Origin of the sequence: Nocardia sp. NBC_00508, from assembly GCF_036346875.1 — a bacterium.
Taxonomy (GTDB): Bacteria; Actinomycetota; Actinomycetes; order Mycobacteriales; family Mycobacteriaceae; genus Nocardia.
The window spans coordinates 172,384-197,520 of record NZ_CP107852.1; the positions used below are offsets into that span (position 1 = coordinate 172,384).

The 25,137-nt window shown below is 65.7% G+C and carries 21 protein-coding genes and 1 pseudogene; 6 read left to right on the plus strand and 16 right to left on the minus strand.

The genetic code is table 11. The annotated features are described in order from the left end of the window. The first annotated feature begins 118 nt into the window (after positions 1–118). The gene (locus tag OHA40_RS00695) at positions 119–1,696 is read left to right on the plus strand and encodes a sensor histidine kinase (protein ID WP_330231120.1); all 1,578 of its coding nucleotides are present in this window, start codon (positions 119–121) and stop codon (positions 1,694–1,696) included. Beyond that, entirely contained in the window at positions 1,693–2,364 is a 672-nt protein-coding gene (locus OHA40_RS00700; protein WP_330231121.1) for a response regulator, read from the plus strand. Before OHA40_RS00695 ends, OHA40_RS00700 begins: the two co-directional genes overlap by 4 nt. A 168-nt stretch (positions 2,365–2,532) precedes the next feature. On the opposite strand, the gene OHA40_RS00705 is transcribed toward OHA40_RS00700, so the two are convergent. Further along, positions 2,533–3,126, minus strand: coding sequence for a TetR/AcrR family transcriptional regulator (locus tag OHA40_RS00705; RefSeq protein WP_330231122.1), 594 nt, complete (start codon positions 3,124–3,126; stop codon positions 2,533–2,535). A gap of 30 nt (positions 3,127–3,156) precedes the next feature. Here OHA40_RS00705 and OHA40_RS00710 point away from each other — a divergent pair, with 30 nt between their 5' ends. Beyond that, on the plus strand, positions 3,157–4,383 hold the full coding sequence (locus OHA40_RS00710; protein ID WP_330231123.1) for a saccharopine dehydrogenase family protein: 1,227 nt from the start codon (positions 3,157–3,159) through the stop codon (positions 4,381–4,383). 81 nt (positions 4,384–4,464) lie between these two features. Here OHA40_RS00710 and OHA40_RS00715 read toward each other — a convergent pair. Together OHA40_RS00715 and OHA40_RS00720 are read right to left on the minus strand one after the other, a co-directional pair. After that, positions 4,465–4,791: pseudogene (locus OHA40_RS00715) on the minus strand (AarF/UbiB family protein); the annotation flags it as partial. Positions 4,792–4,810: 19 nt separating this feature from the next. After that, entirely contained in the window at positions 4,811–6,043 is a 1,233-nt protein-coding gene (locus OHA40_RS00720) for a PucR family transcriptional regulator (RefSeq protein ID WP_330231124.1), read from the minus strand. Positions 6,044–6,805: 762 nt separating this feature from the next. Between OHA40_RS00720 and OHA40_RS00725 the strand changes: the two genes are divergently transcribed. Beyond that, positions 6,806–8,884, plus strand: a complete 2,079-nt coding sequence (locus OHA40_RS00725; protein ID WP_330231125.1) for an AMP-binding protein — start codon at positions 6,806–6,808, stop codon at positions 8,882–8,884. A 3-nt stretch (positions 8,885–8,887) separates the two neighbouring features. Here the strand turns inward: OHA40_RS00725 and OHA40_RS00730 are convergent, their stop codons facing one another. The 11 genes from OHA40_RS00730 to OHA40_RS00780 form a co-directional block, all read right to left on the minus strand. After that, complete coding sequence (locus OHA40_RS00730; RefSeq protein WP_330231126.1) at positions 8,888–9,127, minus strand: hypothetical protein; 240 nt, start codon at positions 9,125–9,127, stop codon at positions 8,888–8,890. A 211-nt stretch (positions 9,128–9,338) separates the two neighbouring features. Next, positions 9,339–10,019, minus strand: a complete 681-nt coding sequence (locus OHA40_RS00735; RefSeq protein WP_330231127.1) for a hypothetical protein — start codon at positions 10,017–10,019, stop codon at positions 9,339–9,341. A 10-nt stretch (positions 10,020–10,029) separates the two neighbouring features. After that, positions 10,030–10,632, minus strand: a complete 603-nt coding sequence (locus OHA40_RS00740; protein WP_330231128.1) for a hypothetical protein — start codon at positions 10,630–10,632, stop codon at positions 10,030–10,032. Positions 10,633–10,687: 55 nt separating this feature from the next. Further along, positions 10,688–11,929, minus strand: coding sequence for an MlaD family protein (locus OHA40_RS00745; RefSeq protein WP_330231129.1), 1,242 nt, complete (start codon positions 11,927–11,929; stop codon positions 10,688–10,690). Further along, positions 11,926–13,176, minus strand: a complete 1,251-nt coding sequence (locus OHA40_RS00750; protein WP_442944093.1) for an MCE family protein — start codon at positions 13,174–13,176, stop codon at positions 11,926–11,928. The genes OHA40_RS00745 and OHA40_RS00750 overlap by 4 nt, the downstream gene beginning before the upstream one ends. After that, the gene (locus tag OHA40_RS00755; protein ID WP_330231131.1) at positions 13,176–14,405 is read right to left on the minus strand and encodes an MCE family protein; all 1,230 of its coding nucleotides are present in this window, start codon (positions 14,403–14,405) and stop codon (positions 13,176–13,178) included. Before OHA40_RS00755 ends, OHA40_RS00750 begins: the two co-directional genes overlap by 1 nt. A gap of 1 nt (position 14,406) precedes the next feature. Then, positions 14,407–15,420, minus strand: a complete 1,014-nt coding sequence (locus OHA40_RS00760; RefSeq protein ID WP_330231132.1) for an MCE family protein — start codon at positions 15,418–15,420, stop codon at positions 14,407–14,409. Then, positions 15,420–16,493, minus strand: a complete 1,074-nt coding sequence (locus OHA40_RS00765; protein ID WP_330231133.1) for an MCE family protein — start codon at positions 16,491–16,493, stop codon at positions 15,420–15,422. The genes OHA40_RS00760 and OHA40_RS00765 overlap by 1 nt, the downstream gene beginning before the upstream one ends. Next, entirely contained in the window at positions 16,490–17,812 is a 1,323-nt protein-coding gene (locus tag OHA40_RS00770) for an MCE family protein (protein WP_330231134.1), read from the minus strand. Before OHA40_RS00770 ends, OHA40_RS00765 begins: the two co-directional genes overlap by 4 nt. Before the next feature lie 25 nt (positions 17,813–17,837). Continuing rightward, on the minus strand, positions 17,838–18,602 hold the full coding sequence (locus tag OHA40_RS00775; protein ID WP_442944094.1) for an ABC transporter permease: 765 nt from the start codon (positions 18,600–18,602) through the stop codon (positions 17,838–17,840). Positions 18,603–18,707: 105 nt separating this feature from the next. After that, positions 18,708–19,481: an MlaE family ABC transporter permease gene (locus OHA40_RS00780; RefSeq protein WP_330234485.1), complete on the minus strand. Its 774-nt coding sequence runs from the start codon at positions 19,479–19,481 to the stop codon at positions 18,708–18,710. 166 nt (positions 19,482–19,647) lie between these two features. Here OHA40_RS00780 and OHA40_RS00785 point away from each other — a divergent pair, with 166 nt between their 5' ends. Both OHA40_RS00785 and OHA40_RS00790 read left to right on the plus strand, forming a co-directional pair. Continuing rightward, complete coding sequence (locus tag OHA40_RS00785) at positions 19,648–20,688, plus strand: AraC family transcriptional regulator (protein ID WP_330231136.1); 1,041 nt, start codon at positions 19,648–19,650, stop codon at positions 20,686–20,688. An 85-nt stretch (positions 20,689–20,773) separates the two neighbouring features. After that, positions 20,774–21,397, plus strand: a complete 624-nt coding sequence (locus OHA40_RS00790) for a MarR family winged helix-turn-helix transcriptional regulator (RefSeq protein ID WP_330231137.1) — start codon at positions 20,774–20,776, stop codon at positions 21,395–21,397. 52 nt (positions 21,398–21,449) lie between these two features. Here OHA40_RS00790 and OHA40_RS00795 read toward each other — a convergent pair whose 3' ends face one another. Together OHA40_RS00795 and OHA40_RS00800 are read right to left on the minus strand one after the other, a co-directional pair. Beyond that, positions 21,450–24,071, minus strand: coding sequence for an aminotransferase class III-fold pyridoxal phosphate-dependent enzyme (locus OHA40_RS00795; RefSeq protein WP_330231138.1), 2,622 nt, complete (start codon positions 24,069–24,071; stop codon positions 21,450–21,452). Between the two features lie 25 nt (positions 24,072–24,096). Further along, positions 24,097–25,137, minus strand: coding sequence for a 3-oxoacyl-[acyl-carrier-protein] synthase III C-terminal domain-containing protein (locus OHA40_RS00800; RefSeq protein WP_330231139.1), 1,041 nt, complete (start codon positions 25,135–25,137; stop codon positions 24,097–24,099).

A 25,137-nucleotide genomic window follows, 5' to 3' on the forward strand; every position in this document is an offset into this window, starting at 1 on the left:
GTCTGCTTTGCGTCCGCAACGGTCGTTGTGTTCGTAGTGTTCACAGCAGAGCAGGCCACGGATCGGCGTGGTACGGGTCACACTGGCTGCGGGTGATTTGCCAGGAGGTACCAGGACCGTGGGCAAGAAGGGCTCGCTGGCACGTCGGCTGCTCGCCTTGCAGCTGCTGATCGTGCTCGTCCTGCTCGCGGCGGTAGCCGCGGTGGTGGTTGCGCAGGCGAGCGAGACATTCCGGACCACCGAATCGCGGCGGATGCTCGGTATCGCCGAAGATGTCGCGGCCAATCCGAGCCTGCGTGCGCTGCTCGCCGATCCGAAGCAGCATCTGCGGCTCGCGCCGTTCGCCACGTCGGCGCAGGTGGCCTCCGGCGCGGACGTGGTGGTGATCGCGCGGGCCGACGGCAAGGTGCTCACCTCGCAGTACCCCGACGAGATCGGCGAGCCGCTACGGCTGGCCGATTCGTCGGTGTCCGAGGGCCGGGCCTGGGTGGGCGAGATCGACGGCTCGGTGGTGGCGCACGTTCCAGTGATCGCCCAGGACACCCACCGCGTCGTCGGCTTTGTCGCCGCACGCAAACAGCAGCCCTCCGTCTGGCAGGTACTCACCGATTCGTTTTCCGGTCTGCTCGGTGTGCTCGGCATCGCGAGCGCGCTCGGCGTCGCCGGATCGATGTCGGTCGCCTGGTGGGTGAAGCGGCAGACCTTCGGCCTGGAGCCGGCCGAGATCACCGGGCTGGTCGAACATCGAGAAGCGATGCTGCACGGCATCCACGAGGGCGTCGTGGGGCTGGACCAGCAGCAGCGGATCACCCTGGTCAACGATCAGGCCAGGGTGCTGCTCTCGCTGCCGGCAACGGTGGTCGGGCAGAACGTCCACGACCTCGGGCTCAACGAGCGCGTGCTCGATGTGCTCACCGGTAGAGCCGCGGGCACCGACCTGATCGGCCTGCGCCGCGGCAAGGTGCTGGTGATGAACCGGACCCCGATCAGACGGCGACAGCGGACCCTCGGCGCCGTCGTCACGTTGCGCGACCGCACCGAGCTGGTCCGGCTGCAAGATCAATTGATCGCGCACCGCAACACCACTGGAACCCTGCGCGCCCAAGCGCACGAGTTCCGCAACCGGCTGCACACCATCGCCGGGCTGATCGAACTCGGCGAGTACGACGAGGTCCGCCGTTACGTCAGCCGGGTGAGTGCCAGCAGCGATCAGTGGCAGGCCGAGGTGACCGGCCGGATCGGTGATCCCGCGGTCGCCGCGCTGCTGATCGCCAAGGCCAGCCTCGCCGCGGAACAGGGCATCGAGCTGCGCATGTCGAAGACGAGCGAGCTGGGCGAGCCGGACGAGGCATTGTCTGCGGACATCGTCACGGTGCTCGGCAATCTAGTGGACAACGCGCTGGACGCCCTGCGCGGACCCAGCGCAGGCTGGATCGAGGTCGATCTGCGGCAAGCCGATACCGAAGTGCAAGTAGTGGTCCGCGACTCCGGCCCCGGCGTCGCGCCCGAACTCGCGCGGGAGGTGTTCCGGAACGGCTTCACCACCAAGGCCGCCGAGCAAGGCGGGCAGCGCGGTCTCGGATTGGCGATCACCAGGCAGGCGTGTGTTCGCCGAGGTGGTTCGGTCTCAGTACACAACGCCGAGGGTGCGGTATTCACCGCAACACTGCCGATTGTTCCGGAGATGCGGCGGTGATCCGGGTGCTCGTCGTCGACGACGACTTCATGGTTGCCAAGGTGCACTGCGGATATGTCGCCAAGACACCGGGTTTCGCCCTTGTGGGCGTGGCGCACACAGGTGCCGACGCGCTGCGCATGATCGGCGAACTGCGCCCGGATCTGGTGCTGCTCGACATCTATCTGCCCGATATCGATGGCCTGACTGTATTGCGGGGCATCCGAGAATCAGCCGAAGCGACCGATGTCATGGTGATCAGCGCGGCAGACGATGTGGACACCGTCCGCGCCGCGGTGCGCGGCGGCGTGCTGCACTACCTGATCAAGCCGTTCACCTATGGCGCGCTCTACGACCAGCTGCGGCATTTCGCCGCGCTACACGCCAAGCTCGGTGTGCTGTCGCGGGCCGCGCAGTCGGATGTGGACGAGGTTTTCGTCGGGCGTCCGCGTGGATCGGCCGCGCTGCCGAAGGGGCTGACCGCGCAGACCGCGGAACTGGTGGAACAAGTGTTGCGCGCGGCGACTCCCGATCTCTCCGCGCAGGAGTGCGCCGAGGCCACCGCGCTGTCGCGCGTCAGTGCCCGCCGATATCTCGAGTATTTCGTGGAAACCGAACGGGCCCAGGTGCGGTTGCGCTACGGCGGCACCGGCCGCCCGGAGCGCCGATACCGCTGGATCGGCGGCTGATCGGCCACGACACCGACGCGGTACTACAGCTGCGTGGTGCTGACCCGGTCTCCCCATATCGACACCACATCGTTGAGGGCATTGGATATCCGCCAGAGCTCTCGTTGCAGGTACCAGCACCACAGAGGCGCCACTGAGCAACGGCTTGGAATGGCCCCGGATCTGGGGCTAGTAGGCCAGGGTCGCGAGTACGGCGTGCGCGGCGCGTTTGGCCTGACTATGACGCTGGGGTCCGGAGACGTCCTGCAGGTCGAACGCCCAGTGCGCCTCGAAGAGGCAGGCTAGCGCATACGCTGCCATGGCTATCCGGTCGTCATCGGCGTGCGGAAACTCCTCGTGCAGTTGCTGTTCCAACTCCGGTAGCCAACGATGCATCCACAACTCACGCAACTGCGCTCGGACTTGCGGGTCGCGGGCACTCAAGGCGACCAGCTCGATCCAGACAATCAGGTCTTCTCGACTGTGATAGGCGCCTGGCTCGAACATCGCGTCGATCCGCACCGCCACAGGTTCGGTCGCGGTGGTCCGCAGCATGGCCGACCCGTAGGCGGCGACGGCCTCGGCGACAAAGGCGCGCGTCAACCCGTCGCGACTACCGAAATAGTGCAACACCAGCGTGCGCTGCATTCCCGCCGCTTCTGCCACCCGGGACAGAGTCGCGTTGGCCAGCCCGTCCCGGGCCACCACGCCGGCCATCGCCCGCAGGATTTCGACTGTTCGTTCCCGCGCCTTGCTGGGCCGACCTACTTTATTTACTATCACAACAGTAAATCTATTCGAGGAGCGTTCGTCATGCGAGTGCTGGTACTGGGCGGAGCGGGTGTGATAGGCCGGGTCGCGGCGCGCGTCCTGAGCGCCGCTGCGACCGTGACGAAACTGGTCGTCGCCGATCTCCATGGCCGACGGGCCGAGTCGGTAGCCCAGAGCCTGGGGCCCAAGGCATTCGGTCGGCGTGTGGATGTGACCGATCGGCAGGCATTGGACGCGATGCTGCGTGAATGCGACGTCGTGGTGAACACCGTCGGTCCGTTCTTCCGATTCGGAACGCAGGTCTTGTCGGCGGCCGTGGCGGCGGGCCGCGACTATGTCGATATCTGCGACGACTGGGAGCCGACTCTGGAGATGCTGGCGCTGGACGATCGCGCCCGCGCCGCGGGTGTCACCGCCCTGGTCGGCATGGGCGCGAGTCCGGGCGTCGCGAATCTGCTCGCGGTTACCGCCGGACGTGAACTCGACATTGTCGAGAGCGTGGTCACGGGATGGAACATCGCCGACGCCGCACAGCCGGGCTCGCCACACACCAACCAGCCCAGTGCGGCCGTGGAGCACGGGATGCGGCAAATCAGTGGGACGATTCGGATTACCCGCAACGGCCGGCTCGTGGATTGCCCCGCGCTGGAGAAGGTCGACCTGGACTATCCGGGCATCGGCCCGATCCAGGGCCGCAGTTTCGGTCATCCCGAGGCGGTAACTCTGCACCGAGCATTCCCCGGCCTGCGTAACAACATCAATATCGCTGTGGGGGACAGAATTACCCTCGCGACGCTGTCTGCGTTGCGAGTCGGCATGGATCACCGGATTCTGACCCAGCACCGCGCGGCGCGTATCGCGGCCTTCGCCGAACGCATGTTGCCTACCAACCCAGCCGACATCATCAAACCCAGTGGCCCGCCGCCACTGTTCGCTCTGGTCCGCGGTACCCGCAACGGCAGGCACGCCACAGCGGCGACCGCACTGGCTCAAATTCCCGGCTTGACAATGGGCGAGAACACCGGCGTCCCCCTGGCTGTCACCACCCTGCTCCTCCCCTCGATCCGCCGTCCCGGAGTGCATCCGCCGGAAACACTGATCGACCCGGAAGAGTTTTTCGCCGCATTCGCGCCCTACTGCATCGGAAACCCCGCTGCGACCGCGATGACCGTGACGACCCGTTCGTGGACAACACCCGAGGCCAACGTCGAAAACCTTTCCGCCGCGCTGCTCACCGCGTTCCTCGCGCCGCAACCAGCCACACCGTGACGACGGCGCCCCGAGCATCCCGGTAGCGGTCGCGGCGCGCAGGTAGACGTGGCCGGTTTCGTGCGCATATCGGCCAGGACCCGCCTCGTCCACGCCCGGATACTGCACGTTCACCGCGACGCTCCGCCCGTCCCGCGAGCGCGCCCGGTAACACCTGGCCGACCGAGGCCGCGGCGATCGGAGCCTCGTCGGAATCGGCGAAACCCCCGACAGCGGGGCCGAGACCGTCCTCGATGAAATTCCGCATCGCCGGGAACGGCACCTCCGGCGCTCGTCGCGCAGTTCGGCGAGCTCGAGCCGGAACAGCTCCCGATGGTTTTCCGGAACCAGGTCGACGTCGGGCACCGACAGCATCTGCCCCAGCTTCATGGCCGCGCCCTTCATTCCTGCGAGCACTGTGACCAGCCGCCCCTGCCACCATGAGTCGTCACTTGGAATCGGTGCGCTCCCGGAACGAACGGGCGATGAATGCCGAACGCAGCTGCCACAGCCCCAAGGTGGCAGTTGGGTCCAGACCGGTGAGCTGGCTGATGCGCCGGAGCCGGTGGTCGACAGTATTGGTGTGGATGTGCAGTACCCGGGCCGTGTGCTGGCGGTTCAGGTTGTTGCTGATATGGCTGTGCAGTGTTTTCAGCAGTTCCGGATGGGCGTCGAGGGGATCGAGCAGTGAGCCGAGCGTTTCCCGGGCCGGGCCCGGCCGGGTCAGCTGGTATTCCAACGCCATATCGGCGAATCGGTACACGCCGGGGACACACTGCAAACGCTGCACCATATCGAGCAATTCGTGCGCGCGGTCGGCGGCGCCGGGCACTTCGGCCACCGAGGCGGTGACAACGGCCGCGGTCACGGGCACGTGCGCGGCGGCCGACAGCTGGGCGATGAGGTCATCGAGCTGCTCATCGGCGCACGTCTGGGTCGGGATGAGGATCGTCCCACCGTCCACGCTGAGCAGGGCGAGCGCGCTCTCACCGCACCGGCCGGCGAGTTCGGCCTGCAGGCGGCGCAGTTTGCGGCGCGCGACGACCTTGCCGTCGAGCATCGGGCCCCGCTCGTCCGGGTGATTCGGAATATGTAGGGCCAGTACGGAATACGCTTGCGCGAGGGCGATTCCGCATTCGCGCGCCATGGTCGAGGTCGGATAGCCGCCCAGCAGTGCGGAGGTGAGTGTGTGCACTGCGGTGTGGTGTTCGCTCACCACCGCCTTGTGCTCGCGGACATAGGCGCGGGCGACCGTCCCGCTCATGGTGTCGAGCAGCTCCACCACCCGTTTAGCGCCGTCCATCAGATTGGCGTAATCCTGCGCCGTCGCGTTGGAGACGATGAGATCCATGCCGACCTTGAAGCCTTCGTGGATGGCATGCAGGATCGTGTCGATCGGCACGCCTTCGCGCGCCCAGCCAGCGGCGGCCGCGGCCAGCCGGTCGGTCTTCGCCGGAATATCGTGGCCGTCGAGCATGCTGACCGACAGCTCCAGACAGATCCGGGTGACCGCGGTGACGTCACCGGAGATGATGTCACCAGGCAGGGTGCCGCAGGTGATCACATTGTCGACGAAGTGCCCGACCAGCTGCCGCGATACCCTCCGCACATCCTTCAAAGGTGTGGACATCGGTTTGCCCGAGACAGTGAGCCCCGGCCGAAGCGTCCCATTGGTTGTCATCGTCGACTCCCTTCCGCCCAGTTGCTGCGGTTCCTGCGGTGATGGAACCTTAAGATGGTCGAGCGCTCATATTCCACTCCTCTTTGACCTGCGGTGCGGTCGCGGCCGATCATGTCGGTGACCAGTGGGTATTCCGCAATGGCGGCACTCGGACGCAACTCGACAGCCAAGGTTCTAACGTGGTTGCTCACTTTTGTACCGAACTCACGACCCGGAAGCGCCGATCACGATCCGGGATGGATCGTGATCGGGTCCCAACGCAGGCCCCTCTCCGCTGTGATACCGCTCAGACCGCACTGCCTAGGCCCACCCGGCATCGACGCGCCCATAGAGTGGCCGTACCCGCCGCTACCAACGGCGGGCGGTGAACAGCGTTGTTCTCCCCTCACGCGCCCGCCGGGATACGTGGCCGAATCCCCGATCCCGGCGGGCGCATTCCACCGCCGGTGAGTGTTCGCCGCAGGCCCGGTACCTGTGATAGTCCGCGCTCATCGGCGGTGGATCCCTCGTCCCGCCAGTGGATGGGCCGAGCCGAGCCAGCGGTTTGCCGTACCCCGCGCCGGAGTATGTGCAACGGATTCCGGCGGCACGAGCTCGATGATCTGCTCAGGGCGGGAGGGGGCATCGTGACGACATCCCAGTGCGAGGCCACCTGCCACTGTGCGTTCCACCGACCTGCAGCGAACGCCGCCGGGGTGGGCCTTCGCTGGCAGTAGCCTCCGCTTCGCGCCGTCAGATCACGGGCGGATTAGGAGTTGCGAAATGGTTGCCGAAATCGTCGAAGTGGTTCATGAGCTGCCGCTGGCGCGGCAAGTGGTGTGGAACATCCTCATCCAACCGGAGAACTACGCGCGGCTGTTCAGCGGTGTCGGCGGAATGGAACAGCTGGAACAGGACGAAAGCTACTGGCGCGCAGCGTTTCGTGCCGGGTCACCCGCGATCGGAATCGAAACCGTCGAAGTCCGGCTGACCGTCCACCAGTGGTACGAACGCCTCGAGCTGTCCGCGCCAAATGTGGGCGCTCTCGCGGCAATTCGACTCAAGCGCGAGTTCAGCGGCTACCACCAGGTCGAGCGGACAAGAGTCCGGGTGACCTACTTCGCGGCCGCGCGAGTGCATCCGAGCCTGACGCGGGTATCCAAGGCCGCGGTGCTCGCCTGGACCCGGACCGGCCTGCGTCGAGTGCTGGAATTCGCCCAGCAGGCCCCGAAATCCGTGCTGATCAACGGCGAGAACCTGCCGATTCGCCGTCGCGCGGGTGTGGTCGGCCAGATGATCCGCACCGGTGTCCTGGCCCCGAGCCGGCCGGACCGCGGCGTGCGGCAGCTGGCCGAACTGGCCAAGTGGCGCTTCACCCTGCCCGGCGGCTACGCGGCGGGGGCCGCGCTCGATCCCGACCGGCCCGCCATCATCGACGACCGCGGCAGCCGCACCTTCGCCGAATTGCACCGGCGCACCAATGCGCTGGCGACCGCCATGGCCGATCTCGGCATCGACGCCCATCAGGCGATCGGCGTGCTGGCACACAACCACGCCGACATGGTCGAAACCATGGTTGCCGCCGGGAAACTCGGCGCTGATATGGTGCTGCTCAATGCCGGGCTCTCCGGCGGCCAGCTCGAGGAGATCGCCCAGCGCGAACGCCTAGCAGCCCTGTTCGTCGACGCCGAACTGGAACCGCTGGTGCAGTACCTGCATGACGGTATCCCGCGCTACATCACCGCAATTCGGGGCTCGCAGCCCGACCGGTCGACCATCGACGACCTGATTGCACTGGGGCGCACGAAGGTCCCCAGACCGGCCCATCCCGGCCGGCTGCTGGTGTTGACCTCCGGAACCAGCGGCGCACCGAAATGCGCGAGGCGGCCGCACGCCAAAGGGTTCGGCACGATCGCGGCGCTGCTCTCACGTATCCCGCTGCGGATGCACGAGACGATGCTCATCCCGGCACCGCTGTTCCACACCTGGGGCCTGGCCGCCCTCCAACTCAGTACCGCATTGCGCGCCACCGTCGTGCTGCCGGAACAGTTCGACGCCGAGGACTGCCTGCGGCTGATCGCCGAGCATCGGGTCACATCCCTGATCGTCGTGCCGACCATGGTGCATCGCATCCTCTGCCTGCCGCCCGCGGTCCGAGCCCGCTACGACACCAGCAGCCTGCGAGTCGTAGCCAGTTGCGGCGCACCACTTCCGACGGCGACCGTACTGCGGTTTCTGGACTCCTTCGGCGATGTCCTTTACAACGTCTACGGCTCCACCGAGGTGTCGTGGGCGACGATCGCCGATCCCGAGGATCTGCGTATCTCCCCCACCACCGCGGGTCGCCCACCGCTGGGCACCAAAGTCGCGGTGCTCGGCCCGGACGGACGCCCGGTTCCGAAGGGTGCGGTAGGCCGGATTTTCGTGGGCAATCACATGCTCTTCGACGGCTACGTCAACTCCATCCCACCAGCCGAGGCCGACGGCATGCTCGATACCGGCGACCTCGGCTACGTGGACGTGGCGGGCCGGTTGTTCATCGCGGGCCGCGATGACGAGATGATCATTTCCGGGGGCGAGAACGTGTTTCCGCGGCCGGTCGAGGAGGCGCTGTCGTTTCTGCCACATGTGACCGACGTCGCGGTGGTCGGCGTACCGGATCCCGAGTTCGGTCAGCGTCTGGCCGCGTTCGTCGTAAAAAGCCACGACTCCGGACTGGATTCGGCGATGGTGCGCAACTATATCCGGAGCCGACTCGGCCGGATCGCAGTTCCACGGGATGTGGCGTTCGTGACGGAGTTGCCCCGCGGGGCCAGCGGCAAGATCGTCAAACGGCTGCTGGCAATCGAGCAGACAGTGTGAAATTCAATGCCAGAGACTGCGGCAGGGCAGCTGCCGCAGTCCTGGTCGCATATCGCCGTCAAAAGTTACCAGCAATCCGAATTGCCGAGCCGCCGCGGCGAACTCGGTCGCCTCCGGCCACGTCGCAAGATATTCGAGAATCATCATCGGCTGGGGATCCGGCCGATAGAAATAGACAGTCACCCGGCAATTCAGAGTGTCATCCACACCGTTGGAGATCGCGGTATCCGTGTAGCGCGCCATTGCGTTGCATTCCTTCGACAGCTGTGTCAATTGCCCGATCCGATCGACGGAATCAGGGCACCGGCCGCAACTCAGACGCTAAATTCTCACCCGTCGGCGGGTGCGGGATATGCCCGGTGCTTTGGATGATTCACACCGCGAGCAGCGGCACGATGTGAGGAGCCACCGCGTCGGGCGAACCTCCAGCCACCTTCGCAACTCCACACGCGCCTTACCGGTCGAGTATCTCGCCCGCCAGCCAGGCGCCGTTCACCTTCCGCATGCGCAGCACAACAGTCCCAGAGACACTCTGCTGGGCAACCCCGTCCTTGGTGGCGGCGACTGTGAGATTGACCAGCAGTTCGGCGTGGTCGGCGGTGAGCATGGCTACCCCGACGGGGTCGGCGGCGGCCTGCACACTCGTCTGCGCCTGCCTGATGGCGTCGACGGTGGTGGCCGAGAATTTGTTCAGATCGGTCAGCATCTGGCCGGTGACCACTCCGCGCACCGCGGCGTCGTAGCCATCGATGGTCTTCGCGTCATACCCGTAGATGGTGCGCAAGGCGTGCACGCCCGCGGCCTTCACTTCCTCGGTGGACGCCGAGTCGATCAGCGCCGTGTTGGCGTCGTTCACGCCGGGATGCGCGGCCGCGAACACAGCGAATCCACCGAGCACCAACGCGCCCGCGGCAGCGGCCGCGACCTGACGCCACGAGCCGGTCCGGCCGGGAGCGAGGCGGGGAAAGGTGAACCGGCCACGGGACGTCGGAGTGGATTCCTTCGCCGAGTCTTCGGCGGGTGCCGAGCTGACCGCCACGTCCTCGCCCGAGTCGGCAGGCTCCGGCGTCATGACTTCCGCTTCCACGGGCTGGCGCCTGGTGGTGGCCCGGTTGACCGGTCGACGGTTTGTCATCAGAATTCTCCTACGATCCGGGCCGCGGGGCGGGAGCGGCCGGTGTCGGTACCGGCGGCCCGGCGGCGGTGGCGGCAGGGTTGTCCAGCAGCACCGGCTGGGTTAGCGATGCCACCCGTTCTGTCTTCCAGACATCCCCCTCTTTGGTCATGTCCAGACTCCAGGAGTAGCGGTAGTTCGACGCCGACTTGTCCTGCTTGACCTCGGTCACCTTCAGCACCACCAGTGCCGCGGCCTTGTCCAGTTCACTGTTCAGCGAGATGAGCGCGGCGTTCAGAACCTGCGACTGCATACCGACGGCGGCCTGCTGTGCCATCTCCTCCGACTTCTGTCGGTTCTGGTTCGCCGAATCCAGGATCGCGCCAGTCATCGAGGATCGGGCCAGGGCCAGGGAACCGGTAATGTCCTCGACCTTGACCGTGGTCATGTTGATAGCGGCCTGGGACGCGGCGGTAAGTGCGGCGTCACGGGCTTCGGCGCGCGGGCCGTCGGTGAAGTAGGCCGCGCGCACCCAGCCCCCACCGAACCAGAGTGCCCCGATCAGCGCCACGACCAGCGCCCCGACCGCGACCGCGGTGACCGCGGTCGCCGGGTGGGCGACAGGGGCCGCCACTTCCGGAGATTCGCTCGACTCACTCACCATATGTACCTCACATCATTGTTGTCGGTCACCGCTTGGGCGTGACCCCGAGCAGGGTCGCCACCTGGATGGCGATCGGGCTCACATCGAGCTTGTCCGGGTCGGACTTCGGAGTGCCGTCCCACGGCTGCGGGATGCTCGGGTCGGCGAATTCGGCGCGCGCACCACCGCGCACCGCGGTCGGGTTACCGAAGGGCACCGTGCACTGCGCTTCGGTGTTGAACGGGAAGTCGTCGCGAGTGTCGTCGAAGTCCGGATTCGCGGCCTTCATATCCGCCAGGATCTTCCGGGTGCCCTCGTATCCGACCGAGCAGGCCGGCGGGTAGTTCAGCTCGAAGACGTAGCCGAAGTGGGTTGTGCCGTCACCAGGTGCAGCGGCCGAACCACCGAAGGAGATCGGCGGCATCATCATCAGAATCGGTTGCAGTGCATAAAATTTCGGCGACACCGCCTTCAGCATGGTGCGCAACGAGGCGAGATTTTGGGTGATCGCGGCCCCGCTCTCGACCAGCAGTCCGTCGATCTGCTCGCCCGCATCCGTACCGGTGCCGATCATGCGACGCACATCCGGATCGCTCGCGCGCAATTGCGCGGTGAGCTGGTCGAGGCCATCACTGAATTCGCGGATTGCACCGGACTGTTCGGCCTGGGTGCCCAAGGCGATCCGGCCGTCGCGGATCAACTTGATGGTCTGCGGGAGGGACGTGTGGAAGTCGGCGGTGATGTTGTTCAGCGACTGGACGAGAACCTGCAGGTCATCGCCCTTGCCGTGGAACGCTCTTCCGAGTTCGGTGATGCTGGTGTGTAGCGCGGCCAGGTCCACCGAATTGGTGAAGTGGTCCACTCCGGCGAGCAGCTGCTCGACCGCGACCGGTGTCACCGCACCGCGGATCACCGAATCATTCTGCAGGAAAGGCCCGTTCGGACTGTCCGGCTGCAGATCGAGGTACTGCTCCCCGATGGCGGAGCGGTTGGCGACCACCGCGGTCGCCGATGCCGGGATCTTCGGCGCGTCCGCGCTGATATCCAGCCGCATCGTCACACCCGCCTCGGTGAGTTCGAGCTCACCGACCCGGCCCACCGGGACGCCACGGTAGGTCACCTCCGCGCCCTGGTAAAGGCCGCCTGTCTCCGCCGACTCGACCCGCACGTGATAGACGCCGAGCCCGAACATTTCGTCGAGCCGGACATAGGTGGCACCGACATAGCTCACACCGATCACGGCGATCAGCACGAAGGCGATCAGCTGATACCGAACCAGATGGGTCATCGCGGACCACCTTCCGCAGCAGGAGCGGGAGTCAACCCGAGTTGTTGTTCCAGCATCGGTGTCAGCACACCCGGCAGCGTCGGCAGGTGCGGTATGGGCAGTGTCGGCAGCAATGTGATGGTCGGCCAGCCCGGACGCGGGCCGTTGCCGTTGTAGTACGGGTTGTCCGGGTTCACGGGAACCGAGGGCCCGAACGGCGGGGGGGTGTAGACCGGATCGGGTTTACCCACACCTAAATTGTTCATCAGAACGCCGATCTCCATATCGACCGAGAGCCAGGTGTTGACCGAACCGCCGAAGGTGCTCTCCAGCACCGCATCCGGGAATGGATAGGTGGGCATCAGCGGCAGCGCGGTCACCAGATCGTCGGAGCCCTTGCCCAATTCCTGCAGGACGGGCCGCAGCGCGGTCAGATCCTTGATCAGATCGGCATTGGCGGTGTTCAGCACGTCGAAGCCGGCCTGCCCGACCCGGTCGAGCTGGGTCAACAGCGCCATCAGCTGGGGCCGCTGCTCCTCGAGAATCCTGATGCCCTCGGGCAGTTCGTCGAGGATGGCGCCGATCTGCTCGGTCTGGGCACTCACCCGCCCGCTCAGGGTGGCGAGGCCGTCGATCGCCGCCGTGATGTCGTTCACCTGAGTGTTCAGGCCCTCGATGAGGGTAGTGGCCTGCTCCAGCAGGGAGCGGGCCTTGTCCTCGCGCCCGCCGAGGGTTTTGTTCAGCTCGCTGACGATGGGCTGCAACTGCGCCACGCCGCCGCCGTTGACCAGCAGCGACATCGCTCCGAGCACTTGCTCGACCTCGGTCGCGTGGCGGGTATTGGCGACCGGGATCACCGAACCATCGGTGAGCCGGGCCGGATCCTCGCCATCACCGGGCCGGGACAGTTCAATGTACTTCTCCCCCAGCAGGTTCGACTGCCGCACCTCGGCCCGCGCGTTGACCGGCAGCTCGACCGAGGAGTTCACCACGGTCCGCACACTGGCGGTCCACATATCCCTCGCGAGGGTGATCTCCTCGACCCGGCCCACCGGGACGCCATCGACCTTCACCGCGGACTGCGGCACCAGGTCGAGCACATCATCGAACTCGATGTCGATCGTCATCGGACGCGCACCGATATCGGCCCCGCCGGGCAGTGCGACGCTGTAGATGCCGTCGGAGGCGCACGCACTCACCAGCGCGGCGGTCGCCGCGATCACCACCGCAGCACCGAAACCGCGTGCGGTGCAGCGAAGTCCGCTCATCATCGATCTCCCTGTTCCGAGGGTGGCAGTTGGTTGGAAGGTGTGCCGGGCACGGTCCCCGGCACCGGGTCGCGCTGCATGTTCTCGGCGCTGAGAATGCCGAACGGCAGGATCATCGGGGATTTCACTGCGGCCGCCAGCGAGGCGGCGATGGTCGAGCAATGGTCCAGCAGCGGCCGCAGTTGCCGGCTGACCTCGTCGAAGGTCGGATTGCCCGGCATCAGCTTGCCCAAATCCATGAACTTGCAGACGGTTCCGAACGGGTCCTGAAGCTGGTCGAAGAAGTTCGACCGCATGTCCAGGGTGCCGGCTTCACCGTTGTGCATGCCGATCACATTGCTCATCGCCACCGGGAGCACCTGCAGTGCCGCCGCGATGTCGTCGCGGTGGTCGGCGAGGGTCCTGGTGAGTGTGGTCAGCGCATCCGCGTTGTCCGCGACCAGGTCTCGGTTGTCGGCGATGAAGCCGGCGACATCACCGAGGGCAACCGAGAGCAGATTCAGTGCGTTACCGAGATTCTCGCGTTCGCCGGCCAGGAATCCCGCCAGATCCGCGAGCTGCGTGTTGAATTCGCGCACCTGCTGATCGTTGGTGGTCAGCATGGACACGAAGGTCTGCAGGTTGCGAACCGTCTCGACGATGTCGCCGCGCGAATCCGACAGGGTGCGCGCCGCGCGGGAGAGCTGGGTGATGGAGTCGGCCATCGCCTCGCCATTTCCCGCCAGATTCGCCGCGCCGGTGCGGACCAACTGATTTACCGCGCCTTCCTTATTGGCACCGTTGGGCCCGAGCGCATCGGAGAGTTCGGTGATGCTCTGGTAGAGCTGGTCGACTTCCACCGGAGTGACGGTGCGTTCGCGTGGAATGACCGCATCGCTTTCCATTTTCGGGCCGCCACGGTAGACCGGGCTGAGCTGGATGTAGCGATCCGAGACCACCGAGGGGGTCACCAGTGCGGCCCTGGCGTCGGCGGGCACGTCGAAGCGGTGCTCCACTCGCAGCACTACTTTCACCTGGTCGCCAATCGCCTCAACCGACTCCACCGAACCCACCGGCACACCGAGGATCCGCACATCCGAACCCTCGTAGATGCCGACGGTGCGTTCGAAGTAGGCGGCGATCCGGGTGCTGGTGACCCGGTCGTATCCCCACCACAGGGCGAAGGTCGCGACCAACGCCACGACCACGGCGATCGCGATGCTGGGCAAGGAGCGAATCCTGAATGCCACGTCAGTTACCTCCGATGGTGCGGATCGGTGGCCGGACACCGGGAATCTCCGGCAGGCCAGGAGGGGCCAGATTCACAATGACGGCCTCGAACCAGCGGCCGTTGCCCATCACGTTGGCGAAGAGCCCGTAGAACGGGCCAGCGAGCTCGAGAGTCTTGGCAATGTTGGCCTGGTTGTCGTTCAACGTTCCGATCGCGGTGCGCAGATTGGTCAGGGCGGTACCCATCTGGTCCTTGTTGTCCTTCACCAGCGCACTCAATTCCGCGGCCAATGACTCCGCGCCGGTGAGCAATTGGTGAATGGCCTGCTGGCGAATGTTCAGCTCGGCGAGTAACGCCCCGCCGGAACCGAGCAGCCGCTCGAACTCGGCATTGCGTTCGGCCAGCACGGCCGTGGTGGCGCTGGTGGCGTCGAACATCTTCCGCAGCTGTTCGTCTCGGGTGGCGATTGTTGCCGAGAGCCGGGCCATGCCGTCGATGGAGCCGCGGATCTCGGCCGGTGTGGTCGCGAACGCCTCGGAGAGCACCTGCATGCTGGTGGCCAGCTGCGCGGTGTCGATCCGGTCGATATTGTCGGCAGCGTCGGTAAACGCGTCGACCACGTCGTAGGGAGACAGGGTGCGCGACAGTGGAATCGGCGAGTCCGGATCGGCAGGCGCCGACCCCTTCGGGTCCAGGGCCAGATACTTCTGGCCGAGCACCGTCTTGATCTGGATCGAGGCCGTGGTCTCGTTGCCGATCCAGGCGCCGGAGGTGCGGAACTCGACGAGCACCTTGTCACCGTCGAGGCGAACATCGGACACCTGACCGACCTTCACCCCGGCGATGCGGACCTCATTGCCCGTCTTCAGACCGGCCGCTTCGGTGAACTCCGCAGTATAGCTGGTGCTCGCTCCGAGCAACGGGACCCGGTCCAGGAAGAAGACGCCGATCGTGGCCAGCAGCACCAGGGCAATGCCGAGGCGGCCCAGCGCGGCGGGACTGCGTTTGCCGCGGTGCAATGTCCGGTATTCCATCAGCGGGCCTTTCCGTGGCAGCGCGTGGCCGTGTTGGTGTACAAGGGCTGGTTGATCGTCGGCATGGTGGGCAAGTTGAGCTGCGGTGCGTCCTTGGCGCCGGTGCCGAGCTGAATGTCGAGGCCGCACAGATAGAACTGGAACCAGCCGCCGTAACTGCCGACGCGGCCGAGCTTTTCCAGCTTCACTGGCAGGCTCGCCAGTGCGGTGTTCAGCTCGTCGGAACGCTCGTTGAGGGTGGCGGTCAGCTCACTCAAACCCGCGATCGAGCCCTGCAGGGTCGGGCGCACCGGAACCAGCAGATCCGCGGTGGCCGCGGCCAGATTGCCCATCGAGGTCACCGACCGTGCGACCATGTCGCGCTCGGCGGACAGGCCGCTCACCAGCGCCTCGGTGTTCACGATCAGCTGGTCGAACTGGTCGTCGTGGTCGTTGACGGTGGTGAGCACGGCGGTGAGGTCGCGCACCAGGTTTCCGATCACCACATCCTTGTCGGCGATCTTGTTGGTCAGCGCCGCCGTCGAGGCGACCAGGTCGTGGATGGTGCCCTGCTCGCCCTGAAAGACCTGAATGATCTCGTAGGACAGTTTGTTCACGTCTTCCGCGGTGAGCGTGCGGAACAGCGGCCGGAACCCGTTGAACAATGTGGTCAGGTTGAGCGCGGGCCGGGTACGGTCCAACCCGAGAGTGGCACCCGCATTCAGCTTGCGACCCTGCTCGCCGGCGCCCTGCTCGAGCGCGATGTAGCGCTGCCCGACCAGGTTTCGGTACCGAATGGTGGCCGTAACGGATGCCGGCAGCCAATTCCGGTCGTGCAGTTCGAATTCCACCTCCGCCTCGCGCCGGTCCACGATCCCGACCGCGGTGACCGTGCCGACCCGCACTCCGGCGATACGCACCTCGTCGCCGGGCGCGAGGGAGGTCACGTCGGTGAACCGAGCTTTGAACACGGTGCCGCCGCCGGAGTAGTTGGCGATCGACAGTGCCAGCATCGTTGTCACGAACACCGTCACCACCACGAATGCGGCCATTTTGACGAGGGGGCCGACCAGGCCACGCCGACGTCCGCTCATCGGACACTCACCTCACTGCCGCGGAAAGCGGGCGCGGCGGCCCTGGTCAGCCAGCCGGGCACGGACTCTGGCGAAACAGCTTCTGCCGCACCGTAGATCGCGCCGAGCGAATCCTGTTCACCGGGTGATCCGGCCAGTGTCGGTGGCTGCGCGGCGGGGAACACCCGTAGCTGCGGCTCCGGCAGATGCCCGCTGGTCTGGTCGCCGGGGTTACGGCTGGGCGGCTGGTAGCCGCCGTCGTTCGGGGGGCCGCTCGGGTACTGGCCCGGGTCGATACCGAGAGGCATCTCGGGCAGGCACCACGGGCCACGGGGGTCGAACCAGCGCGGCTCGTCCTGGTTGGGCAAATACCGGCCGCGGTTGTTGACCAGTTCGATCGTCACCCTGGTACCCGGCATGTCCGTCCCCTTGCCGAAGATTTCATCGATGCGCGGCTTGATCTGGGCGAAGTTCGCCAGCGTGCAGGCATAGGCCGGAGAGTGCTTGGCCAGCAACTCCATCGCAGGGCGCGAGTCGGCGGCCACGTCGATGATGTTGTCGCGGTTGGCGATCAGGAAGTCGGCGAGCCTCGACGAACTCGGTGTCACTGTCGCGTACAGGTTTTCGATCTCGGTGCGCCGGTCGATGACGGTCGCGTTGGTGGTGCGGAAGTTGTTCAGCGCCTCGACCAAATGCGGCGCGGCATCGGCGTAGGTTGCCGCCACCGTGGCGAAGCGTTGCAACCCCTGCTGTAGTTCCGGCATCACCGCGTTGACGTCGCCGAAAATGGTGTCCAGCTTGTCCACAGTCGAACCGAGCGCCTCACCTTGACCCGACAGCGCCTGCGAGAGCGCGCCGAGAACAGCGGCGAGATCTTGCGGTGGAATGGCGTCCAGCAAAGGCATCAGGTCGTCGAGCAGCTTGCCGACCTCGATTGCATTGCCGCTGCGGTCCTGGTGCAGGGTCATGCCCGAGGCCAGCCGCGCCGGGCTGGGATCGGCCGGGATGACCAGTGCCACATACCGTTCCCCGAACAGGGTTTTCGGCAGCAGCCGGGCGGTCGCGTTCGCCGGGATCAGGCCGGCTTTGCCCGGGTCGATCGCCAGGTCCAGTGTTACCTGGCCGCGGTCGCTGCGACTGGACCGCACCTCGCCCACGGGGACTCCGCGCACCTTCACATCCGCGTGGCGGGCCAAGGCGTTTCCTGCGCTGTCAGTGACGAGCGTGACCTGCACGGTTCGGACGAAGTCCTTGTTGTAGATCGCGATGGTGGTCCACAGGAACAGACCGGCCATCGTGAAGAACGCCATACCCGCCATCCGGACACGCGTCTTCCGCATCGTATTCAATGCTCTAGCTCCCTGCTCATCCGGCGATCCGGACGGTGGTTGTCGTGCCCCACAGGGCCAGGCCGAGAAACAGATCCAGCACATTGACCAGCACGATGGCCGCGCGCACCGCCCGGCCGACCGCGACGCCGACCCCGGCCGGCCCGCCCGTGGCGTGGAAGCCGTAGTAGCAATGCACCAGGATGATGACGAACGCGAAGACCAGCACCTTGAGGAAGGAATAGAGGACGTCCTGCGGTGGGAGGAACAGCCCGAAGTAGTGGTCGTAGGACCCGCTGGACTGCCCGTTGAACCAGATGCTGATCAGCCGAGAGGCGACGAAGGTGCCCAGCAGCCCGACGACGTAGAGCGGGATCACCGCGACGAAACCGGCAATCACCCTGGTGGACACCAGAAACGGCACACCGGGTACCGCCATCACTTCGAGCGCGTCGATCTCCTCGGATATTCGCATGGCGCCCAGTTGCGCCGTGAAACCGCAGCCCACCGTCGCCGAAAGCGCCAGCGCCGCAACCAGAGGCGCGATCTCGCGAGTATTGATGTAGCCGGTGAGGAAGCCGGTCAAGGTCGAGCTGCCGAGCGCGTCGAGAGCCTTGAAGCCCTGCAGGCCGACAACCACGCCGACCGAGCCGGACATGAAGACGATGACGCCGATGGTGCCGCCGATCACCGCGAGCGCGCCGCTCCCGAAGGTCACTTCGGCCAGCAGCCGCATGACCTCCTTGCGATAGTGCACGACCGTGCGCGGTATCCAGGCGACGGTGCGCGAGTAGAACACCATCTGCTCGCCCGCGCGATCGATGACATCCAATGGCGCACGGACGATTCCACCGAGTTGGCGGGTCGTCTTGGCAATACGCGGAGGGCGGTACTTCGTCGCCATCGATCACGCCCCCTTGGCGGGAATGATCTGCAGATACACCAGCGTCACAATCAAATTCACGAAGAAGAGAATCATGAAGGTGATGACCACCGACTGATTCACCGCCTCGCCGACACCCTTCGGGCCGCGTCCGGGATGCAGACCCTTGTAGGCGGCGATCACGCCGGCGATGAATCCGAACAGCAGCGCCTTGATTTCCCCGACCCACAGGTCGGGCAGCTGGGCCAGCGCGGAGAACGAGGCCAGGTACGCACCGGGTGTGCCGCCTTGCAGGAGCACATTGTAGAAGTAGCCGCCCGCGATGCCGACCACCGAGACCAGGCCGTTGAGCAGCGCCGCCACCAGCATCATCGCGAGGACTCGCGGGACGACGAGCCGCTGCACGGGATCGATGCCGAGCACCTCCATGGCGTCGATCTCCTCGCGGATGGTCCGGGAGCCGAGATCGGCGGCGACGGCGGAACCCGCGGCGCCGGCGATGATCAACGCCGTCACCACCGGCGCGGCCTGCTGTACGGTGGCCAGCACGCTGGTCGCGCCGGTAAACGATTCGGCGCCAAGTTGTTTGATCAGCGATCCCGTCTGCAATGCCACGACGGCGCCGAACGGGATGGCAACCAATGCACTGGGCAGGATCGAAACACTCGCGACGAACCACGACTGTTCGATGAACTCCCTAAATTGAAAAGGCCGCTTGAACGTCTTGCGCAGCACATCGTTTGATAGCGCAAAGATATTGCCGACCTGGCTAAAGGCGGGATCTAAAGATGTCCGCATATGCGCCGGGTTCAAATTCACCTGGCGAAGGCTATCAGCGAATTGCGGTGCGGCACCGCGCAGTTGCATTTGCTGTGCAACATTGGCATATGGATCGGACACCGTTGTGAGAAATCACCCGCCTTCGCGACCGATCCTTCGCCCTGCGCGACATACGCTATCCGGCATGTCCGATATATCCGTTGCCAGATCCGCGTCACTGCGAGCATTCCGCCCGATCATCAATGAACTGGGAGGTGATCCCGAGCGATACGCCACCCGGGCGGGGCTGCCGATTCGGGCATTGGACGAAGACGACTTGCCGATACCGGAACTGGCGGTAGCCGAAGCGTTGCGGCTGGCGGCGACGGAGCTGGGTTGCCCGGACATCGGACTGCGCCTCGCCCAACGCACCGGTACCGGAATGCTCGGCGCCCTGGCGATGGCGCTGCACAACTCTTCGACACTCTCGGGCGCGCTGCACGCTGCGTCGCAATACCTCTCCGTGCACAGCCGGTCGCTGCGCATCACCGTCGTCCCGGATCCCTATCAGGCCACCGGCGTTGTCGCGCTCCGGTACGGTCCGCCGACCTACGATCACGGGACCTGGCAGGCCAACGACTTCGGCCTGGGCTGCATGCACCGCATCATCGCGACGCTGGCAGGCCGCAGTTACGGACTGCGCAGCGTCGAGCTGCCCTATCCGGCGCCGGCGCCACTGTCGGTGTACGAGAACTTCTTCGAGGCGCCGGTGCGGGATCGTCGGCCCGCGGCCCTGTTGCGCATCCCACACGCCGTGCTGACCTGGCCGGTCGCCGGGACCGGCGACCGGCAGGTGCGCGAACTCGCGCTGGCCATGCTGGCCCGCCAGCTCCCGGAGGAACGCACCGAGCTGGGGCCACAGGTCGCCGCCGTGGTCTCGCGACTGCTCGGCAGCACGGCCCCCGACCTCGAGAGGGTGGCAGACGCACTGCACCTGCACCGGCGCACCTTACAGCGCAGGCTCGAACGGGAGGGCACCAGCCTGACCGCCATCGTCGACGACGTGCGCAAGCGGGTAGCGCACCGCTATCTGACCGGGACCACTCTGTCGCTGAACCAGATCGCCGGATTGCTCAGCCTGTCGAGTCAATCCGCATTCACCCGGTGCAGTCACCGCTGGTGGGGCCGGACCCCCGGTGCCGTCCGTGCGGCCGCCCTCGGCGTACCCGGTGTCGCATCGGGGTAAGAGTTTGTCGCACTCGGTACAGAATTCGACGGCCGCTGTCATCGAGACTGGTTTGCGGTCCACATGTCCGCCGTGAAGGGACGCAATGACGTATCGACACCCCCGTATCCACCGCTACCGCCAGGCCTACCCACCGATCACCGAAACCGCCTGGCCGCAGGCTGTATCGGACCGGCGAGCAGCGATTGCCGAGCGGGACGACCCGGACCGGGAGCAGCAGCACATCGACGTGACAGCGCTGGCGGCGTGGCTGCGGATCGTCTCCGGTCTGATCCTGCGACACACCCGCAACGACAGCGCGCTCGCGGGTTTGACGCTGACCCAGATATCGGTTCTCGGCCGCCTCGAGCGCGGCGGCCCGATGTCCTCGGCGGACCTGGCGCAGATCGAGCGACTCAGACCCCAGACCATCCGCAATGTCGTCGATGGTCTCCGGGACCGCGGCCTGGTCGTCAACAAGCGGGACAGCATGGACGCCCGCCGAATCCGGCTCGCGCTCACCGAGGAAGGGCGCGGCTGGGTGCGCGGGGTACGGACCACAGCCACGGATAGCTTCCTCACCCGTGCCCTGGCCGAGCAGCTCACCCCAACCGAAATGGCGACCCTCGCCGAGGCATTGGAACTGCTGGAACGGGTCGCCTTCGCACCGACCGACCCGCACAGCACTCACCGCGGTACCTCCTCGGGGTTGGAAGGAGTACCGCGGTGAGTGGTTCGCGATGGGTCCGACGGCACCGCAGGCTGCCGTCCGCCCATCACTCCTAGGTGACGAACAGCTGGTCGGCCAGCATTTCGTCGAGGCTCTTCTCGAAGGCGTGCGCGATCTGGTCGAGGTCCTCGACACCGTGCGCGGCGCTGATCAAGAAGCTGTGCATTTCGGGCAGGTAGACGTAGTGCTTGCGCATGTAGTACGCCAGCGCGATCGTAGCTTTGAAGTTGCTGCCCGCCATCCGTTCCCGATACAGCCCTGCGGCGCGGTGGCTGAAATTCAGCGAGAAGATCGAGTGCTGGGCATTGATCCGGCAGGCGATCCCCCGAGACTGCGTCGCCTCTCGCATCAGCTGCGCGAGGTGCTGGGTATTGACTTCGAGCCGGGGATAGATCTCCGGGTGGCTGTCGAGGTGGTCCAACACCGCGAGACCCGCTGTGCAGGTGAGCGAATTGCCGCTCAGCGTGCCACCTGCGAATACCTTGTTCTCGTAGTCGTAGAACGGATCTTGCGAACTCTTGGCCATATCGATCAGATAGCCCTTGCCGATCACCGCCCCGCATGGCAGCCCGCCGCCGATCACTTTGCCGAGGCAGGTGAGATCGGGGGGCACGTCGGCGAGCACCTGCGCGCCGCCGTAAGCGACCCGGAAACCGGAAACCACCTCGTCGAAGATCAACGGGATATCGAGTTCGGTGCACAGGCCGCGCAGTTCGCGAAGGAAGTCCACGTTCAGTGTGACCACCGAGGTCGGCATGGGTTCCAGGACAACGCAAGCCAGCTCGTCGGCGTGTTCGCGCAGCCGGGCCAGACCGGCGATATCGCCGTACTGCATCACGATGGTGCCCGCGACCGCGGCCGGATCGGTGCCGAGCGAGCCGGCCACCGGTTCGGGACGGTCCTTGGTGCCGGAGAACCGGAACCACGAACTCACCATCGCCTGGTCGGAAAAGCCGTGGTAGTGCCCCTCGAACTTCGCCACCCGGGTCCGCCGCCGATATCCGCGCGCCATCCGAATGGCGAACAGCACCGATTCGGTACCTGAATTGCACAGCACTGCCTTCTCTGCGGTTGGAAAGGCGGCGACCAGCTTCTCGGCCAGCTCCAACTCCGGTGTGTTGCCGATCCCATTCACCATCCCCTTGGCCAAACCGCCCGCGATCGCGGCGTTGATCGCCGGATGCGCATACCCGAGCAAATGCGGCCCGTAGCCGCCGGACAGGTCGATGAAAGTGTTTCCATCGCAATCGGTCACGCCGCCGCCGACGGCTTCCTCGACGAACACCGGAAAGTTACTGGGGAAGAAGTAGCGGTCGATGTGCGTCGGCGCAACGAGCGTCGTTTGAGCGCGATCGCGCATGGCCAGCGACGCGGGCATCTGCTCCTGGAATTCGGCTTCGAACCGCTGTTCCACCTCGGCGCTCATGTACGGCGCGTAGCGATCGGTGAATTTGCGTGCATTCGACCAGATATCGATGTCGGGGTCGATCTGGGTCGCGAAGCCTTCACCCGACAGGAAGACCAACTCCACCTTGGTGAACGTGGTCGTGTACCGCGCATCATAGCGGCGCAGCACCGCATTGACGTCGTTGAAGTAGGCAACAGTCGACCACCTGTTGTAGGAGATGTCAAAATGCTGGCGCAATACCTGCACCATTTCCGCGTCGTAGGCTCCGCGACGCTCGGCCAGGGTCGGCGCGGCGAGCACAAAGTGCCGAGTGAACCGCTCGACGGCAATACCCCATTCTTTGCGGCTGCACGCGTAGTAGAATGAGGACAGACCCCACTTCTCGTCCTCGCTGAGCTCGGCGGTGACGCCGTAGTCCACCAGGATCACTTCACCGTCGGTGGTGAACATGACGTTGCCCGGATGCGGATCCCCGTGGCAGATGCCGTGCATGTACAGCATCGTGTAGATCGCGTCCTGCAGCCGCTGCGCGAGGCGCTCGGGGGGGACCCCCACCGTGGCGGCGTCCTTGCCCGGAATGCCCACCATGTACTCCATCACCAGCATCCGCTCGGTGACGAATTCGTCCAGCACCGCAGGTACTTTCACGAATGGATGCGCCGCGAAGTTGGCGTGGATGCGCCGCTGCTGGGTAGCTTCGTGGGTCATGTCGGCCTGTGGCCGCAGCAGCCTGGCGACTTCGTCGAACCGTGTGGGCAGGTCCAGGTACCGCACCGGCCACGCCACGGCGTGGGCCACCCGCACCGCGGTGCTCAGTGACCGCAGGCTGTTCTCGATCTGGGCGGGCACCGAATCCTTGACCAACTTCACCGCGACCTTGCGGCCGTCGAGCAGTTCGGCGATGTGTACCTGGGCGACCGAGGCACTGGCGATCGGCACCAGGTCGAACGACCGAAACCTCGATGCCAATGGGGCGCCGATCTCACGCTCAATGGCCCGCCGGGTCCGGTCCTCGCTCATGTGCGGGGTGTTGTCCTGCAACACACGTAGGTTGTTCACCCAGGATTCGGGCAGCAGATCCGATCTGGTCGCCGCGATCTGGCCGATCTTGATGTAGATCGGCCCCATCCGCAACAGAAAGTCGACGATCGCGTGGGCACGCCGCTCCTCCCGGTTGTCCTGCTTACGCAGGCGTATCGAACCGATCGAGTACTCGGCAGCGCCGAGCGCCGCGCAGCCAACGGCCTTGGCGAGATGTGTGAGCATGTGACTACCCCGTTTCCGATGCTCGTCAATAGACGAAAGAGAAAGCGCCGAAAGACATTCCGGCACTGCCGACCCAACCGACCGCGCGCTCACCTCGCCGCAGTTCACCGGCCGCGATCGCCGAGGCCATCGCGGCGGGCACCGACGCCGACACGATGTTGCCGGTCGTGGGGAAGATGTGATGGATCACCTCGCCGAGCCCGACGCTGCCGGCCATCAGCTGCCACTGGCGCTTACTGGAGGCATGGGTGAACAGTGCGGAGACCTTCTCGGGATTCACCGCGAGACGCTGGAAGACATCCAGCGTGTCGGCCACGCCGACTTCGTGCATCTCCGCCCCGAACGAGCTGAAGTACCCGACACCGTTGGCGGCCAGCTTGTCCGACGGTTCGCAGAAGCCCTCATAGCCCGGCAACGTCACATTGCACAGCGGTGCCAGATCCGGACGGGAGACGAACCGGAAATCCCACGGGTCATCCTCCGCGCTCAGTACGGTCGCCGTCGCGGCCTCCCCGAGGGTGTAGGCCGGGAAGATCGAGGTGAGCGCTTCCCGGTTGGGCAAGGTGAACAGGTGGGGGAACACCATCCCGCCCATCCGTAGACTGAACTCCGCATTGACGATCACCGCGGTGCGGTAGCGCCCCGTCCGCATCATCGATTCCACCACCTGCACGGCGCGCGTCCAGCTCATGCAGGCGTCGATGATGTCGAAGCAGTCCGGTTCGCCGAACCCGAGAGCGGTGGCGCAATGGTAGGCACCACCGGGTTCGATGAATCCGCGCCCGATACCGGTGTAGATCAGCAGATCGACCTCGGAGGCGCGCACCTGCGCCTGATCCAGCGCGGTTTTCGTGGCGTTTCGGAGCAACTCGATCGGCCGCTCGCCGGCGTCGAGCCAGCGCCGCTCGTCCGAACCGGTGTAACGCAGCATGGAATCGATCGCGCGCAACGTGTCGTCGAGGTTGCCATCGAAGCCGCCCGAGCTGTGTTCGGCGATCATCCGGAGGATATCCGCGTTGGTCACCGTGCGCGACGGCAGACCGGCCGCTACAGAACGAAGTCGCAT